We start from the raw sequence: 14,205 nt of genomic DNA, 5'->3' as shown, positions 1-14,205 counted from the left end.
ATCACGTCGTTGAGCTGGGCCTTTACTGGTCGGAGCAGCGCCGCAGGAAGCAATCCCGAGCGCGCAGGCACCACTTCATCCAGCGCCTGCGCCTCCAGGTCCTACAGATCTAGCGGAGTAGTACTAGCGCCTGGGTACGCGAGCCTTCCCCGACCGGTGCTGGGACGCTCGCCATCGCGCACGCCAAGATGGAGGTCACGGCCACCGCCTCTCCTCGTGGTCTTCTCAACTCGACGATGAGGCGATGGCCGCCCTACGCATAGCGCCTGACTGTACCCGGAGCGCCACAATCCGTTACATCAGCAGACGTCACCCATGCGACCCATCACGGCATATGTGTAGATCACAGGTTAAACGTCAAGCTTAGCCCGTCAACAGTGAGTGGAAATTCCCCCTTGGCGGGCACCTGGTATATGGGCTCTCGCGAGAGCCGAGGTCCCGGGGCTGCTAGGCGGCACGCAGTTCGGCGACATGGCGATCCAGGTCATCGGAGCCGAGCGACCTGGAAACCTTCTCGGTTGACCCGTCCGTTTTCATGAACACGAACGTGGACTGCCGGCTGACCCCGAATCGGGTCCACACCGCGCCCTGATTATCCGACGCTGCAGGAAAGACCCGGTCCCGGTACGTCGTATGAAGTCCTCATCGCCGCCTCGCTCTCCAGACCGGCAACGCCTACGAAGACGACATCCGCATATTTTCCGGCGGCCGCTCTGACCGCCAGAGCCTCCGACCGGCATTTAGGACACCACGGCGCCCAGAACCAGAACACGATCGGCTTGCCCGCCAAACTCGCACCGTCGAACTCCTGCCCGTCCAACGTTGTGGCGGTGAACCGCAAGCCGTCCGGAACGCTTACCTCGCTAGGCGCCGCCGGTGCGGGAGCAGGCGTGGTCGGTAGCACGGTCGCCGGCAGCGGCGCACGATTGCGACCCAACTCACCAGAGGCGCCGCACGCGGCGACCAAAACCCGGCCGCCACGACGGCGGCCGTCACACGAAAACCTCACCACGCCGTGACGATAAGCTTCGGCGGCAGGCCCGGATCTTACAAACCGGTGCCACCCCTCTCCGTCAGCTGCGAAGGCGCTCCCGCTCAGCCGCGTTCTCGCACGCGGGACGCCAGGGTTCGACGGCATGCCTGTGGTGCGCCGACCGGCTCACCGCTGGTTCTCTTCGCGCTCGATGCCTTGGGCGTGCGCGGTGACGACACCGTCCCGCAGGTCAGGGAACATGTCATTGACCCTAGACGGTTCCCCCGGTCATGACTCCTCCTTTGCCCGGGACCGTACCACCGCGACTGGGCAGTTCACGTGGTGCAGCACTCCGCGACTGACCGAACCCAGCACCGCGGAGGCGAACCCGCCAAGCCCACGCGAGCCCACCACCACCAGGTCGGCCGTCCGGGCCGCATCCACCAGCGCTATCACCGGGTGCTCACACGGCTGATCGTCGGTGATTACGATATCGGGATTGCGCTCGCGCCAGGGAGTCACGCCCTCCCTCGCCGCACGGTTGTCCTCGCGCATGGCCTCCCCTGCCAGGCTGCTGTAGTCGACGGTGTAAGGCGGCAGGGCCGGCCCCTGGCACGCCGACACGACGTGCACGATGCGCACGGCAAGCCCACGCCGCTGCGCGTCAATGGAGGCCCACTCAACCGCCGCGGTCACCGGCGCGGGCCCGTCTACACCCACCACAATGTGACCGGCCATCATGCCTCTTCACCTGCCCGAATCCCTCACCTCTATTGCCACAATCCGGGACAAAGCCCTCAATAGGGGCATCGATCCTCGACCTGGAGCCCTCATTTCGCTCGGAGGCATGTGGCCCTGAAGCAATGGGTGTCGAAAGCAGGCATCGTCTCACTGTTCGACGCCTCCCATCCGGGGTAAATCTGGTCCGGAAGCTGCGATGAACAATCCACTTGAAGGCCGCGGCGATAGATTTCTCATCAGTTCTTTCGTTTAGGTTCGCCGTTGTATCGCCAGGTAGGCGATGCCGACCAAGGAGAGAGCCAAGGCCAGGTAGACGACCGCTTCGATCTGCTGCGAGGGCCAATAGGGCAGGTCGCCCGCCTCGCGCAGCGCTCGGCCGCCGAGCTGGCTGGTGCCGGTCAGCAGCACCGACAGCGGCATGGCGATGCGGGTGTGGCCTGTCGCCGCGCCGAGAGCGACGCCGAGCATCAGTGCGAACAGGACTCTGGCGTAGGGCACCAGGCCGTGGCTCTCGTAGTACGGCCAGACCATCGGATCGGCCCCGGTCAGGGGCAAGGTCCAGGCCAGCAGCGCGGCCAAGGCCGCAGTCGCGGACAAGGCTCCGACAGCCGCAACCGCTACGGTGACAACCAGCCAGCGGCCCCTCGACAGGCTCTGGGTCCAGGCGAGCCGGTAGGTGCCCGTCTCGAACTCCCTGGCGATCAGCGGGGCGCCCCAGATCAGGCAGACCGCGCCGGGCAGGAGCCCCGCCAGCTGGGCGGTGAGGCCGCTCAGCTCCGGCTCCAGGCGTTCGGCCGTGACGGACACGCCGTACAGCACGAGCAGGGCGCCGACCGCGGCGGCCTGGGCGCGTTGTCCACGCCAGGCCACCCACAACAGGCCCGTCATCGAGCCTGCTCCGGGTGGCGCAGGTGGTCCAGCACTAGGTTCTCCAGATCGGTGGCGGGATGGGTGCTCAGCAGGTCGGTGACGCTGCCGCACAGCCGGACACGGCCGGCGCCGAGCAGGATCAGGTGATCGCACACGTCGGCCAGGTCGGCCAGGATGTGCGAGGACAACAGGACCGTGGCCTCCAGCGCGCGTACCACGTCCATCACCTGGATACGGGCCAGCGGATCGAGTTCGGCCAGCGGCTCGTCCAGCACGACCAGCTCGGCGCGCTTGCCGACGGCCAGGGCGAGCGACACCAGCGTGCGCTGGCCGCCGGACAGCCGGTCTGCCCGCTCGTCAGGATCGATGTCGTGCACGCGCAGCAGTGATGTCGCGCGGCCGTGATCCCAGCGGGCGTTGGTGGCGGCGCCGAAGCGTAGCAGGTCGGCCACGCTCCAGCGGCGATACAGCGGCTTGTCCTGCGCGACGAAGGCGACCTCGGCCGGCTTCAGCGATCGGCCGAAGACGCGCACCTGCCCCGTGGTGGGCGCCAGCAGGCCGGTCACCAGGTTCAGCAGCGTGGACTTACCGGCCCCGTTCGGGCCGACCAGCGCCGCCATGGCCCCGGCGGGCAGTTCGATGGTGGCCTCGCGCAGCGCCCATCGCCGCCGGTAGCGCTTGCCGAGCCCGCGCGTCTCCAGGGCGTTCATTCCTTCTCCCCGCTGATCTCCCCATCGGTCAGCTCGCGCTTGCGAGCCAACAGCGCGGCCCGGCGAGCATGAGCGCGTACGGCCAGCGCCAGCGCCGCCACGACGAACAGGCCCCCCACCCCGAGTGCCAGGCCCAGGCCGGTGCCACGCTGGACGGCGATGACGGCCACGACGCCGGTGGTGGCCACCGAGGCGGCCAGTCCGATCCAGGCGGCGATGACCCGATCGGTGGCGAACAGCGGCACCCGGCGCGTCAACAGCCACCCGCCATAGGTGGCCCATGTCAGGCAGAACACGGTGAACAGCGCGAACGCCAGATGTGTGCGGCCGGGCAGTGGGCCGCGCTCGCTGCCCCACAACGCCGCCACGAATACCGCGCCGGCCAGCCCGGCCAGCAGCGTCGCCACCGCCCGCACGCGCCGCCGCGGCGACAGCGACGGCTCCAGCCGCTCAAGCATCTCCCGCGCCGACGGGCGCGGCTCTTCTTCCCTGGTCATGGCCGGTATCCCTTCTCCTCCAGATGAGCACGCAGCAGGCGACGGGCCCGGTTGAGCCGCGACTTGACCGTGCCGACGGGAATCCGGCAGATCTGCGCGCAGTCCTCCACCGACAGGTCCTCCAGGTAGAACAGGACGAGGATTTCCCGCTCCAGCACCGGTAGCCGCGCCAGAGCGCTCACCAGCTCGGCGCGGTCCACCATGGCCTCCACCGAGTCCTCGGCGACCGCTTCGCCTGCCGCCCGTGGCTCGTGCTCTCGGGCGTACTGGCCGCGCAGGCGCTCGGTGACCGAGCGGCGGGCGATCGTGAACAGCCACGGTGCGAATCTGGCCGGCTCCCGCAGCCGCGGCAGGCCGCGGAGCACGGCCAGCCAGATCTCCTGGGTCACGTCATCGGCCCGCTCGGCGTCCAGCATGCGTCGCACGTACGTCCACACCGGTGCCTGCCAGCGGGCCACCAGCTCGGATAGTGCCGTCCGCTCGCCCAGCTGGGCTCGTACCACCAGCAGCTCATCGGTCATCTCGTCCTCCCGTCACCCTTCACAGTCGGACGAGACATCGATAAGGTTCACCACTTCGGCATCCTCGAGGATCCGGCCTAGCTCGTCCTGCGTACGGTGCCGGAGCCTGGGCCTGACGCGGCTGGCGGCGTCACGTTCGCCGGAGCGGTGGCGGCACGGTTCCTGCCGACCGAGGAGGGCGTACTCACGGTGGTCATGGGGCCATGGTCGACATGCTGGCGCTTGCGATCGCGGGTGCCGTGATGGGTGTCCCTGCTGTCAAGGCTGCATCCGACCAGGAGTCGGATCCGCCCACTGGGTGAGGACTGGGCCACGGCTCAGGGGGCATATTCGTTCCGTTGAACGTTGCGGTCCCGCTGTTAGCGACGTACCCTGGCCGCTCCGAGCGGCAAGCTCCACGCGCACTCGCGCCCTCGCCAGCGCTCGCTTCTGCGCGATCTCCTCCTCACCAACCACCACCTCCCGCGCTGAATCCTCACGCAGGGAGCAGCAGCAGCCGCGACCTCGAGCAGGACGAAGACGATGCTTCGCAAAAGAGTAAGACGACCTCACGAGCAGATCTGTTCCACAGAGGAGGTCAGAACGGCTGCCACGGAACATACGCTCCGACAGCTTGATCAACTCCTTGCCGGAAGAAAAGCGCATCCCGGCCCGGAACGCCCACCACACCTTCCGGCTTGGCGTTCTATTGATCGTCTTACGGGTCTGACCTGACGAACGGGCCCGAGCCTGGTTCGGGAACGCCCGGCCACGTGCCGGAACCGTGCCGAAGAGCATCCAGCGAGCAACCACCGGCGGCACCTCGAGGAAGCCGGAGCCACTCGAAAACCGAGAAACCCCAGCTCAGCGCGTCGAGCTAGGGTTTCTGTGTGGTGCGCCGCCAGGGACTCGAACCCCGGACCCGCTGATTAAGAGTCAGCTGCTCTGACCAACTGAGCTAGCGGCGCCTGCAGAGGAATATACCGGTGATCCTCATCCGAGGCGAATCGGTATCAGTCGGGCTCCTGCCGCTAGAATAAAGTTCGGCAACGAGCTCCGGCAGACAGGATCATCGATGTTCGACTCGCCCACCGACGTGACGGAACGGCTCGCCGCCGTGGACTACCTCTCCGACGACGCCATCTCCACCTCGGTGTTCCTGGCCGCCGCGCTGGGCAAGCCGCTGCTGGTCGAGGGCCCGGCCGGGGTGGGCAAGACGCAGCTCGCCAAGGCCGTGGCCCTGGCCACCGGCGCCGAGCTGATCAGGTTGCAGTGCTACGAGGGCCTCGACGAGGCCAGGGCGCTGTACGAGTGGAACTACAAGAAGCAGCTCCTGCGCATCCAGGCCACCAGCGCCGACGACGACATCTTCAGCGAGGAGTTCCTGCTGGAGCGGCCGCTGCTCAAGGCGGTCCGGGCCACGGCCCCGACCGTGCTGCTCATCGATGAGACCGACAAGGCGGACGTCGAGGTCGAGGGCCTGCTGCTGGAGTTGCTGTCCGAGTTCCAGGTGACGATCCCGGAGCTGGGCACGATCGCCGCGACGCGCCGGCCGTACGTGGTGCTGACCTCCAACGCGACCCGGGAGCTGTCGGAGGCGCTCAAGCGGCGCTGCCTCTACCTGCACATCGAATACCCCACCCCCGAGCGCGAGCGGGACATCGTGCTCGCCCAGGTGCCGACCCTGCGCGCCGACCTGGCCGAGCAGCTCGCGAGGACGGTGGCCACGCTGCGGGCGCTGGAGCTGAAGAAGGCGCCGTCGGTGGCCGAGACCGTGGACTGGGCGAACACGCTGCTGGCCCTCGGGCGGCAGGAGCTTGACGAGGCCACGGTGGCGGGCACGCTGGGCGTGGTGCTCAAGCACGCCTCCGACCAGACGAGGGCGATCAAGGAGCTGGGGCTGACGGATGCCTGAGCGGATGTCGCTGGTCGACCGGCATGTCGGGTTCGTACACGCGTTGCGCGAAGCCGGGCTGCCGGTCTCGCTCGCCGAAGGGCTGGACGCGGCGCGGGCGCTGCGGGTGATCGAGCTGAGCGAGCGGGAGTCGCTGCGCGCCGCCTACGCGGCGACGCTGGTGAAGAAACCCGCGTACCGGCCGGGGTTCGACGTGCTGTTCGACCTGTGGTTCCCGGCGGCGACCAGCGGCATGTACGCAGAACGACCGGCCAGGCGGCTAGACCCGGAGACGGCGGACCCGGCCGAGCTCCGCGACCACCTCGCCGGGCTCCTGACCGGCGGCACCGACCAGGAGTTGCGCGAGTTCGCCCAGGCCATGGTCGAGCGCTTCGGCCGCCAGCCGGCCGGCCCGGGCCGGCAGAACTGGTTCTCCTACAGCGTCATGCGGGCCCTGTCCCCCGAGACCCTGATGGCCCGCATCCTGAACAACGTGCTGGCCGCCCGGGAGCGCGGCGGCCTGGCGGAGAAGACCGTGCGCCAGCGCGTCAACTCCGGGATCCGGCGCTTCGAGGAGGCGGTCGCCACCGACGTACGCCGCCGCATCGCCGAGGACTCCGGCGTCGAGCGCATCGCCCGCTCCGCCGTGCGGCCGCCGCTGGACCAGATCGACTTCCTGCGCGTCACGAAGGCCGATCTGGCCAGGCTGCGCAGGGAGGTGCACCCACTGGCCAGGCGCCTGGCCGCGCGGCTGGCGATCAGGCACAGGAAGGGCCGGCGCGGCCGGCTGGACTTCCGCCGGACGATGCGGGCCTCGCTGCAGAGCGGCGGCGTGCCGCTGACCACCCACTTCAAGCCGCCCCGCCCGCACAAGCCGGAGCTGGTCGTCCTCTGCGACACCAGCGACTCGGTCTCGTCGTTCGCCCACTTCACCCTGCTGCTCACGTATGCGCTGCGGGAGCAGTTCACGAAGGTACGCGCCTTCGGCTTCGTGGACACGGTGGACGAGATCACCCGGTTCTTCGTCCCCGGGGCCGACGTGGTCGAGGCCATGACCAGGCTGGCGAACGAGGCCGACATGGTGCGCTTCGGCCGTACCAACTACGGCCACTCGCTGGAGCGCTTCGCCGAGCGGTACGCCGACGCCATCGGGCCCAGGACCTCGCTGCTGATCCTCGGTGACGCCCGCTCCAACTACCAGCCGCCCGCGCTGGACGTGCTCAGGTCGCTGGTGTCGCGGTCGCGCCACGCGTACTGGCTCAATCCCGAGCCGAGGCAGCAGTGGGACACGGGCGACTCGGTCGCGAGCGACTACGGCGCGGTCGTGCCGATGCACGAGTGCCGTAACGTCGCCCAGCTCAGCGCGTTCATCGAGACACTGGCCTGAAGCGAGGCGCCGACCTGAAGCGAGGCCCGGGCATAGAGCGAGGCGCCGGGCCTGAGATCACGCCCGCCCGAGGTCGGGTCAGGCGCGCTGGAGCTCCCTGGCCGCGGTGCGCGTCAGCAGCTCGATCTGCTCGCCGGTGAGCACGTCGCCGTCGGCCGCCTTGATCGCCTTGGCCACCAGCCGCGGCTTGAGCAGCGTGACCCCTTCGGCGCTGAGCATGCCGCCCCTGGGCAGCAGCCCGCAGTGCACGGCGAGCATGGGCGTGATCGTGACCGGCACCCCGGTCTCGCGTGAGAGCAGCTCGGCGAACGCCTCGGCGGTCTCCACCAGCGGCTTGACCTCCTTGGTGCCGTATTTCTCGCCGAAGAACAGCCGGCCGTTGTAGACCGCGATCTCGGTGTCGGGGCTCCAGGACTCGTTGTCCACGATCCACATGCCACCAGGCCCGATGATCAGGTGGTCGATCGAGGCCCGCCCGCGGATGGCGCGGCCGTCCAGCACGGTGTAGCCCTGCCTGCCAAGAGACCTGCGCAGCATCCTGCCGGTGATCGCCTCACCCTGCCGCGCCCCGCGCCAGACCGCGGTCGCCTGGAAGGAGCGCCAGTAGAAGTACCAGTCGCCGCCGGCGACGAGCCCGCCGAGCAGCAGGCCGATCGGGGCGGCGGCGCCCGTGAGGCCGAACCTGAGCGAGACCGCGACCCCGATCACGAAGGCCACTCCGGCCTTGACGTATCGTGACCTGCGCCGCTTCTGCGCGTCTTCACGCCAGAACTTCTCGTACCACCATTGCGGGGAAGACCCTGTGTACTTTTCGTCCTGTTTCACATAGATAGAGCCACCGGGCACGGCAAACTCCCCGAATGAGTAGGTACGTTCCAGGATCTGCCACGCCGAAGATCCCTCGCCAGTTCAAGAGATACCCGCTCTTCAACCAAGGCGAGCCTAAGGTGACGTAATTAGTACCCGCAAGACCATCAAATGAGGATCGACCGACCGACCGGTATGCTATGGCGGGCGACAAGGGGGAGCATGTGAAAGAAGAACCGGTCAGGCAGCGGCTGCTCGCCGAGGCGACCCGGCTTTTCGCCGAACGTGGCTTCGAAGGCACCTCAGTGCAGGAGATCGTGGTGTCGGCGGGCGTCACCAAGGGCGCCATGTACCACTATTTCGACTCCAAGGACGATCTACTGCACGAAATCTACGCCAGGGTGCTCCGCATGCAGACGGACCGCCTGGCGCGGATCGCCGACGGCCCCGGCACGCTGAAGCAACGCCTGCACCGGGCCGCGGCCGACGTCGTGGAGACCACGACCGCGAACCTCGACGACTCGAAGATCTTCTTCAGGTCGATGCACCTGCTGGCCCCGGAGACCCAGAAGACCGTGCGCGCCGAGCGCCGCCGCTACCACGAGCGTTTCCGCGGGCTCGTGGCCGAGGGGCAGCGCACCGGCATCTTCAGCGACCGCGTCCCCGCGGAGCTGGTCGTGGACTATTTCTTCGGCTCGGTACACCACCTCGGCACCTGGTTCCACGCGGCGGGCCCGCTGACCGGCGCCCAGGTGGGCAAGCACTTCGCCGACCTGCTGCTCGCCTCACTCGGGGCCGGGGACGTCGACGAGTGAGGCCAGCGCCCCGCGGTGGTCGCCGGGTGTGCCGAGCGCGATCTCAGTGGCCTTGGCGCGCTTGAGATACAGATGTACGGGATGCTCCCACGTCATCCCGATCCCTCCATGCAACTGCAGGGCCTCCTCCGCGGCGTGCACCGCCACCCCGGCGTTCCACGCCTGAGCCACCGCGACCGAGACGGCCGAGCCCTCCGACGCCGCCGCGCGCGCCGCCGCCCGGGCCCTCACCACATCCAGCCACAGGTCGGCCAGCCGGTGCTTGAGTGCCTGGAAGGAGCCGATCGGGCGGGCGAACTGGTGGCGTTCCTTGACGTACGCGAGCGTCGTCTCAAGGCACCACTCGGCCACGCCGAGCTGCTCGGAGGCCAGCAGCCCGGCCGAGCTCCGCAGCACCCCGGCCAGGTCGCACGCCCCGACCCGGCGCGCTTCCGCCGCCTGGAACGCCACGGTGGCCACCGGCCTGGTCAGATCCAGCGACGGCACGACCGCCACGCCGCCCTCGACCTCGTAGAGGTCCCCGTCCAACGGCACCAGCAGCACGTCGGCCACGTCGGCCCCGGCCACACCGGTGACGCTCCCGGACAACCGGCCACCGTCCAGCCGCACCGAGGAGCCGAACTCCGGCCGGTACGGGGAGGCCGCGAACGACACGGCCAGCGCCGCCGTCCGCCGGCCCTCGGCCAGCTCGCCGAGCAGGGCGTCACCGGTCGGCAGCAGTGCCAGGGTGGCCATCACCGAGCTGGTCAGGAACGGCGCTGGCGCCACCGCCCGGCCCAGCTCCTCCAGCACGACGGCCGCCTCGCTGGCCGAGGCGCCCGCGCCGCCGTGCTCCTCCGGGATGAGCAGCCCGGCCACCCCGATCTCGCCCGCCAGCGTCTTCCACAGGTCGAGGTCATAGACCGCGTCGAGGAGCTCGCGGCTGCCCGGCTCGGGCTCGATGCGCCGCAGCACCGCGGCGGGCGGGCACCGGTCGGCCAGTAACCCCCGCACGGCCGCCCGCAGCTCCTCCTCGACCTCCGAATAAAGCAGTGTCATCGGTCGCTCACCACTCCTCATTCGCTACGCGTCATCGCGGCAGGTCCTTCCAGGGCACGTCCTTGTCGACGCGGGGTTCCGCGGGCAGCCCGAGCACCCGCTCGGAGATGATGTTGCGCAGGATCTCGGACGTGCCGCCCTCGATCGAGTTGCCCTTGGCCCGCAGATAGCGGTAGCCGGGGCCCCGGCCGTAGAAGTCGACGTTCTCCGAACGGCGGAACGCCCAGTCGTCGTAGCCCAGGTCGCGCCGCATCTCGACGTCGAGCCCCGACAGCGCCTGGTTCAGCCTGGCGAACGACAGCTTCATCCCCGAGCCCTCGGGGCCGGGCTGCCCCGCGACGAGCTGCTCGCGCAGCCGCGCCCCCGACAGCCGGGTCACCTCGGCCTCCACCCAGAGCGCCAGCAGCCGCTGGTGCAGGTCATGGGTGCGCAGCTCGGGCCGCTCGCGCCAGGCGCCGAGCACCGAGGCCAGCATCCCGCCGCCGCGCCGCGTGGGAGCGCCGCCGATGGCGACCCGCTCGTTCATGAGCGTGGTCTGCGCCACCCGCCACCCGTCGCCCACCGCGCCGAGCCGCAGGTCGTCGGGCAGCCGCACCCCGGTCAGGAACACCTCGTTGAACTCGGCCTCGCCGGTGATCTGCCGCAGCGGCCGCACCTCGACGCCGGGCGCGTGCATGTCACACACGAAGTACGTCAGCCCCCGGTGCTTGGGCACCTCCGGATCGGTACGGGCGACGAGGATGGCCCACCGGGAGTGATGGGCCCCGGACGTCCACACCTTCTGCCCGTCGACCACCCACTCGTCCCCGTCCCTGACGGCCCGGGTGGCCAGCGTGGCCAGGTCGGACCCGGCGCCGGGCTCGCTGAAGAGCTGGCACCAGATCTCCTCCCCCGTCCACAACGGCCGCAGGAACCGCCGCCGCTGCTCCTCGGTGCCGAACGCCAGGATCGTCGGCGCCGCCATGCCCAGCCCGATGCCCTGGATCCCGCCGTTGATCTGCGGCGTGTGGGCCAGCTCCCGGTCCGCTGCCTGCTGCAGCTCCCGCGAGGCGCCCAGCCCGCCGAGCCCCTCGGGGAACCACACCCACGCCAGCCCGGCGTCGAACCTGGCCCGCAGGAACTCCAGCCGATCCCCCGCCGGATCGTGCTCCCGCAGGAACGCCGCGACCCTTTCCTTGATCCCAGCCTCGTTCACATGTGCCTCTTCAGCTCGCGATAGGCCAGCGACCGCTTGTGCACCTCGTCGGGGCCGTCCGCCAGGCGCAGCGCGCGGGCCCCGGCCCAGAGCCCGGCCAGCGGGAAGTCCTGCGAGACGCCGCCCGCCCCGTGCACCTGGACGGCCTTGTCCAGGATCCACTCCACGGTGATCGGCGTCGAGATCTTGATGGCCTGGATCTCGGTGTGGGCGCCCTGGTTGCCCACCGTGTCCATGAGCCAGGCCGTCTTGAGCACCAGCAGGCGCAACTGCTCGATCCTGATCCGGGACTCGGCGATCCAGTCCTGGACCACGCCCTGCTGCGCGACGGGCTTGCCGAACGTGGTCCTGGCCAGCGCCCGCCTGCACATGAGCTCGACGGCGCGCTCGGCCATGCCGATCAGGCGCATGCAGTGGTGGATGCGGCCGGGGCCGAGCCTGGCCTGGGCGATGGCGAAGCCGCCGCCCTCCTCGCCGATGAGGTTGTCCGCCGGCACGCGTACGTCCCGGAACTCGATCTCGGCGTGCCCGCCGTGGTCGGCGTCGGTGTAGCCGAACACGTGCATGCCGCGCTTGATGTGCAGGCCCGGCGTGTCGCGCGGCACCAGGATCATGCTCTGCTGGCGGTGTTTGGGGGCGTCGGGGTTCGTCTTGCCCATGACGATGAAGATCTTGCAGTTGGGGTTCATCGCGCCGGAGATGAACCACTTCCGGCCGTTGATAACGTATTCGTCGCCGTCGCGGACGATGGCGGTGGCGATGTTCGTGGCGTCGGAGGAGGCCACGTCGGGCTCCGTCATCGCGAACGCGGAGCGGATCTCCCCGTCGAGCAGCGGGGTCAGCCACTCCTTGCGCTGCCACGGGCTGCCGAACATGGAGAGCACCTCCATGTTGCCGGTGTCGGGGGCGGCGCAGTTGGTCGCGGTCGGGGCGATGGTGGGGCTCCGGCCCATGATCTCCGCCAGTGGCGCGTACTGCAGGTTCGTGAGGCCCGCGCCGTGCTCGCCGGGCAGGAACAGGTTCCACAGGCCGCGCTTCCTGGCCTCGTCCTTCAGGTCGGCCATCAGGGGCGGTGGGCTCCAGCCGCTGGCCGCCGCCTGCTCCTCGAAGGCGGATTCGGCGGGATAGACGCATTCGTCCATGAAGCGCAGCAGTCGTTCGCGCAGGTCCTCGGTGACGGTGTCAAAGGCGAAGTCCATGGCAGTGAGCCTACCGACCGGCCGGTATGAGTGTCGACAGGTGGTTCCCCGTAAAGCCGGACAAGTGGCCATCAAGGTGATCCCACCCCCGCGCATAGGGTGGCCGACCATGACCGCCAAGCTGCCCGCACCCGTGGTGCTGGAGAACGACGTCGTCCGGCTGGAGCCGCTGACCCTGGAGCACGTGCCCGACCTGTTCGCCGCCGGGGGCGGGGACGAGGAGGTCTGGCGCTGGCTGCCGGTTCGCGCCCCGCGTACCGGGGACGAGCTGGCCCGGGTCGCCGGCGGCCTGATCGACGACGACCGGCACGTCCCGCTGGCCGTGGTGCCCAAGGAGAGCGGGCGGGCCGTGGGCTGGACGACGTACGGCGACGTGCCGGGCTTCGACGAGAGCGTCGAGATCGGCTGGACCTGGTACGGCCGCGCGGTCTGGCGCACGGCGGTGAACACCGGCTGCAAGATCCTGCTCCTCGACCACGCCTTCGGCCTCGGCTACAACCGGGTCCTGCTCAAGACCGACAACCTCAACCTGAGGTCGCAGAACGCCATCAAGCGCATCGGCGGCCTGCACGAGGGCACGCTGCGCCGGCACCGCAAGAGGCCCGACGGGACCTGGCGCGACACGGTCTGTTTCGGCATCCTCGAAGAGGAATGGCCACAGCACCGGGCACGCTTGCTCCGCTAGTGGAAAGGCGGCATCCGCACCCCCATGAGCGATCGGCTGGGAGGCTACTGGCTCGGCCCCCGGCTCGACGGGGGCGGGCAGGTCGTCGTCCGCGAGGCCTACGACGAGTCGGGCACCCGCCATGCCCTGGCCCTGGTGCCGCCGGCGCCACCGCCTCGGCGCGGGCGGCCGGGCAGTCTGCTCGCGCTATGGCGCGCTCTCCCAGCGGGAATGGGAGCGGCACCTGCCGGAGCTGCCCTACCACGACGCCTGCTGAGCCCTCGGTACGCCCTCAGCGCAGCATGCCGGCCAGCAGGTCGCGCATGGCGTCGTTGAGTTCGGCCAGGGTGGGCGTCGCGCCGGCGCCGGCGACGGCGTCGAACATGAGCCCCTCCCCGAAGGCCACCAGTTGCCGCGCGTGCCGCACCGGATCCGCCGAACCCAGGGCGGTCAGCAGGGCCACGGCGGGGTCGCGGAAGTTGCGCCCGGCCCGGTCGTAGATCTCACGCAGCTCCGGCCGCCGGGTCGCCTCCAGAGCCAGCTCGTAGCGGGCAAGCGTGCGCCTGCGGTCGCTGAGCTGGATGTGGATCGCCTCGGCCATACGGCCGGGCAGGTCGGACAGGTCGGACGACTCTGCCGAGTCCTCGCGGAGCGCCGGGGCCAGGGCCCGCAGCTCCAGCTCGGTGAGCCGCGACAGCGCCAGCGCCAGCAGGGCGGCGCGGGTGCGGGCGAGATTGGAGGTGGACCCGGACGGCAGCCCCGCCGCCTCGTCCACGGCCCGGTGGGTGAGGCCGCGCATGCCCCGCTCGGCCAGCAGGGAGATGGCCGCGTCGGCGACGGTCTCTGAGCGTGTCACGGACACCGATGCTATCCCGGCACCACCACCGAACTACAGGAGTAGTAGAGTAGTGACCA

15 protein-coding genes and 1 tRNA gene are annotated in these 14,205 nt (G+C 69.7%); 5 read left to right on the top strand and 11 right to left on the bottom strand.

The features are described from left to right. Positions 1 to 1,261: 1,261 nt before the first annotated feature. The 6 genes from ABGB18_RS17740 to ABGB18_RS17715 all read right to left on the bottom strand — a co-directional run bounded on the left by ABGB18_RS17740 (position 1,262) and on the right by ABGB18_RS17715 (position 5,259). Positions 1,262 to 1,714 carry a universal stress protein gene (locus tag ABGB18_RS17740; protein WP_347696601.1) on the bottom strand — a complete coding sequence of 151 codons (453 nt, stop codon included), beginning with the start codon at positions 1,712 to 1,714 and terminating at the stop codon, positions 1,262 to 1,264. 249 nt (positions 1,715 to 1,963) lie between these two features. Next, positions 1,964 to 2,602 carry a hypothetical protein gene (locus ABGB18_RS17735; protein ID WP_347696600.1) on the bottom strand — a complete coding sequence of 213 codons (639 nt, stop codon included), beginning with the start codon at positions 2,600 to 2,602 and terminating at the stop codon, positions 1,964 to 1,966. Continuing rightward, positions 2,599 to 3,294: an ABC transporter ATP-binding protein gene (locus ABGB18_RS17730; RefSeq protein ID WP_347696599.1), complete on the bottom strand. Its 696-nt coding sequence runs from the start codon at positions 3,292 to 3,294 to the stop codon at positions 2,599 to 2,601. Before ABGB18_RS17730 ends, ABGB18_RS17735 begins: the two co-directional genes overlap by 4 nt. Then, entirely contained in the window at positions 3,291 to 3,791 is a 501-nt protein-coding gene (locus ABGB18_RS17725) for a hypothetical protein (protein WP_347696598.1), read from the bottom strand. The genes ABGB18_RS17730 and ABGB18_RS17725 overlap by 4 nt, the downstream gene beginning before the upstream one ends. Then, positions 3,788 to 4,312 carry a sigma-70 family RNA polymerase sigma factor gene (locus ABGB18_RS17720; RefSeq protein ID WP_347696597.1) on the bottom strand — a complete coding sequence of 175 codons (525 nt, stop codon included), beginning with the start codon at positions 4,310 to 4,312 and terminating at the stop codon, positions 3,788 to 3,790. Before ABGB18_RS17720 ends, ABGB18_RS17725 begins: the two co-directional genes overlap by 4 nt. 870 nt (positions 4,313 to 5,182) lie before the next feature. Then, positions 5,183 to 5,259, bottom strand: a tRNA-Lys gene (locus tag ABGB18_RS17715). 107 nt (positions 5,260 to 5,366) lie between these two features. On the opposite strand from ABGB18_RS17715, the gene ABGB18_RS17710 reads away from it, so the two are divergent. Beyond that, positions 5,367 to 6,206, top strand: a complete 840-nt coding sequence (locus ABGB18_RS17710) for a MoxR family ATPase (protein WP_347696596.1) — start codon at positions 5,367 to 5,369, stop codon at positions 6,204 to 6,206. Next, complete coding sequence (locus ABGB18_RS17705; protein ID WP_347696595.1) at positions 6,199 to 7,572, top strand: VWA domain-containing protein; 1,374 nt, start codon at positions 6,199 to 6,201, stop codon at positions 7,570 to 7,572. The genes ABGB18_RS17710 and ABGB18_RS17705 overlap by 8 nt, the downstream gene beginning before the upstream one ends. Positions 7,573 to 7,650: 78 nt before the next feature. Here ABGB18_RS17705 and ABGB18_RS17700 read toward each other — a convergent pair whose 3' ends face one another. Continuing rightward, a complete protein-coding gene (locus tag ABGB18_RS17700; RefSeq protein ID WP_347696594.1) occupies positions 7,651 to 8,418 on the bottom strand; it encodes a nuclease-related domain-containing protein in 768 nt (255 codons plus the stop codon). Positions 8,419 to 8,603: 185 nt separating this feature from the next. On the opposite strand from ABGB18_RS17700, the gene ABGB18_RS17695 reads away from it, so the two are divergent. Further along, positions 8,604 to 9,194, top strand: coding sequence for a TetR/AcrR family transcriptional regulator (locus tag ABGB18_RS17695; RefSeq protein WP_347696593.1), 591 nt, complete (start codon positions 8,604 to 8,606; stop codon positions 9,192 to 9,194). Here the strand turns inward: ABGB18_RS17695 and ABGB18_RS17690 are convergent. The 3 genes from ABGB18_RS17690 to ABGB18_RS17680 are packed head-to-tail and all read right to left on the bottom strand — an operon-like array spanning position 9,165 to position 12,626. Further along, a complete protein-coding gene (locus tag ABGB18_RS17690) occupies positions 9,165 to 10,232 on the bottom strand; it encodes an acyl-CoA dehydrogenase family protein (protein WP_347696592.1) in 1,068 nt (355 codons plus the stop codon). The two genes, ABGB18_RS17695 and ABGB18_RS17690, sit on opposite strands and share 30 nt — an antisense overlap. 31 nt (positions 10,233 to 10,263) lie before the next feature. Next, positions 10,264 to 11,427, bottom strand: coding sequence for an acyl-CoA dehydrogenase family protein (locus ABGB18_RS17685; protein WP_347696591.1), 1,164 nt, complete (start codon positions 11,425 to 11,427; stop codon positions 10,264 to 10,266). Then, entirely contained in the window at positions 11,424 to 12,626 is a 1,203-nt protein-coding gene (locus ABGB18_RS17680) for an acyl-CoA dehydrogenase family protein (protein WP_347696590.1), read from the bottom strand. The genes ABGB18_RS17685 and ABGB18_RS17680 overlap by 4 nt, the downstream gene beginning before the upstream one ends. A gap of 109 nt (positions 12,627 to 12,735) precedes the next feature. Between ABGB18_RS17680 and ABGB18_RS17675 the strand changes: the two genes are divergently transcribed. Both ABGB18_RS17675 and ABGB18_RS17670 read left to right on the top strand, forming a co-directional pair. Then, on the top strand, positions 12,736 to 13,311 hold the full coding sequence (locus tag ABGB18_RS17675; RefSeq protein WP_347696589.1) for a GNAT family protein: 576 nt from the start codon (positions 12,736 to 12,738) through the stop codon (positions 13,309 to 13,311). Between the two features lie 121 nt (positions 13,312 to 13,432). Continuing rightward, positions 13,433 to 13,567: a hypothetical protein gene (locus ABGB18_RS17670; RefSeq protein ID WP_347696588.1), complete on the top strand. Its 135-nt coding sequence runs from the start codon at positions 13,433 to 13,435 to the stop codon at positions 13,565 to 13,567. A gap of 15 nt (positions 13,568 to 13,582) precedes the next feature. On the opposite strand, the gene ABGB18_RS17665 is transcribed toward ABGB18_RS17670, so the two are convergent. Then, a complete protein-coding gene (locus ABGB18_RS17665; protein ID WP_347696587.1) occupies positions 13,583 to 14,146 on the bottom strand; it encodes a TetR/AcrR family transcriptional regulator in 564 nt (187 codons plus the stop codon). Positions 14,147 to 14,205 lie beyond the last annotated feature (59 nt).

The organism is Nonomuraea sp. B12E4 (assembly GCF_039871825.1).
Lineage (GTDB): Bacteria > Actinomycetota > Actinomycetes > Streptosporangiales > Streptosporangiaceae > Nonomuraea.
The sequence above is the reverse complement of the archived record's forward strand: the minus strand, read 5'-3'. Positions and strand labels throughout refer to the sequence as shown.

Coding starts and splice junctions, on each gene's coding strand:
- ABGB18_RS17740 (WP_347696601.1), bottom strand. CDS start 1,714: ATGATGGCCGGTCACATTGTGGTGGGTGTAGACGGGCCCGCGCCGGTG.
- ABGB18_RS17735 (WP_347696600.1), bottom strand. CDS start 2,602: ATGACGGGCCTGTTGTGGGTGGCCTGGCGTGGACAACGCGCCCAGGCC.
- ABGB18_RS17730 (WP_347696599.1), bottom strand. CDS start 3,294: ATGAACGCCCTGGAGACGCGCGGGCTCGGCAAGCGCTACCGGCGGCGA.
- ABGB18_RS17725 (WP_347696598.1), bottom strand. CDS start 3,791: ATGACCAGGGAAGAAGAGCCGCGCCCGTCGGCGCGGGAGATGCTTGAG.
- ABGB18_RS17720 (WP_347696597.1), bottom strand. CDS start 4,312: ATGACCGATGAGCTGCTGGTGGTACGAGCCCAGCTGGGCGAGCGGACG.
- ABGB18_RS17710 (WP_347696596.1), top strand. CDS start 5,367: ATGTTCGACTCGCCCACCGACGTGACGGAACGGCTCGCCGCCGTGGAC.
- ABGB18_RS17705 (WP_347696595.1), top strand. CDS start 6,199: ATGCCTGAGCGGATGTCGCTGGTCGACCGGCATGTCGGGTTCGTACAC.
- ABGB18_RS17690 (WP_347696592.1), bottom strand. CDS start 10,232: ATGACACTGCTTTATTCGGAGGTCGAGGAGGAGCTGCGGGCGGCCGTG.
- ABGB18_RS17680 (WP_347696590.1), bottom strand. CDS start 12,626: ATGGACTTCGCCTTTGACACCGTCACCGAGGACCTGCGCGAACGACTG.
- ABGB18_RS17675 (WP_347696589.1), top strand. CDS start 12,736: ATGACCGCCAAGCTGCCCGCACCCGTGGTGCTGGAGAACGACGTCGTC.
- ABGB18_RS17670 (WP_347696588.1), top strand. CDS start 13,433: ATGCCCTGGCCCTGGTGCCGCCGGCGCCACCGCCTCGGCGCGGGCGGC.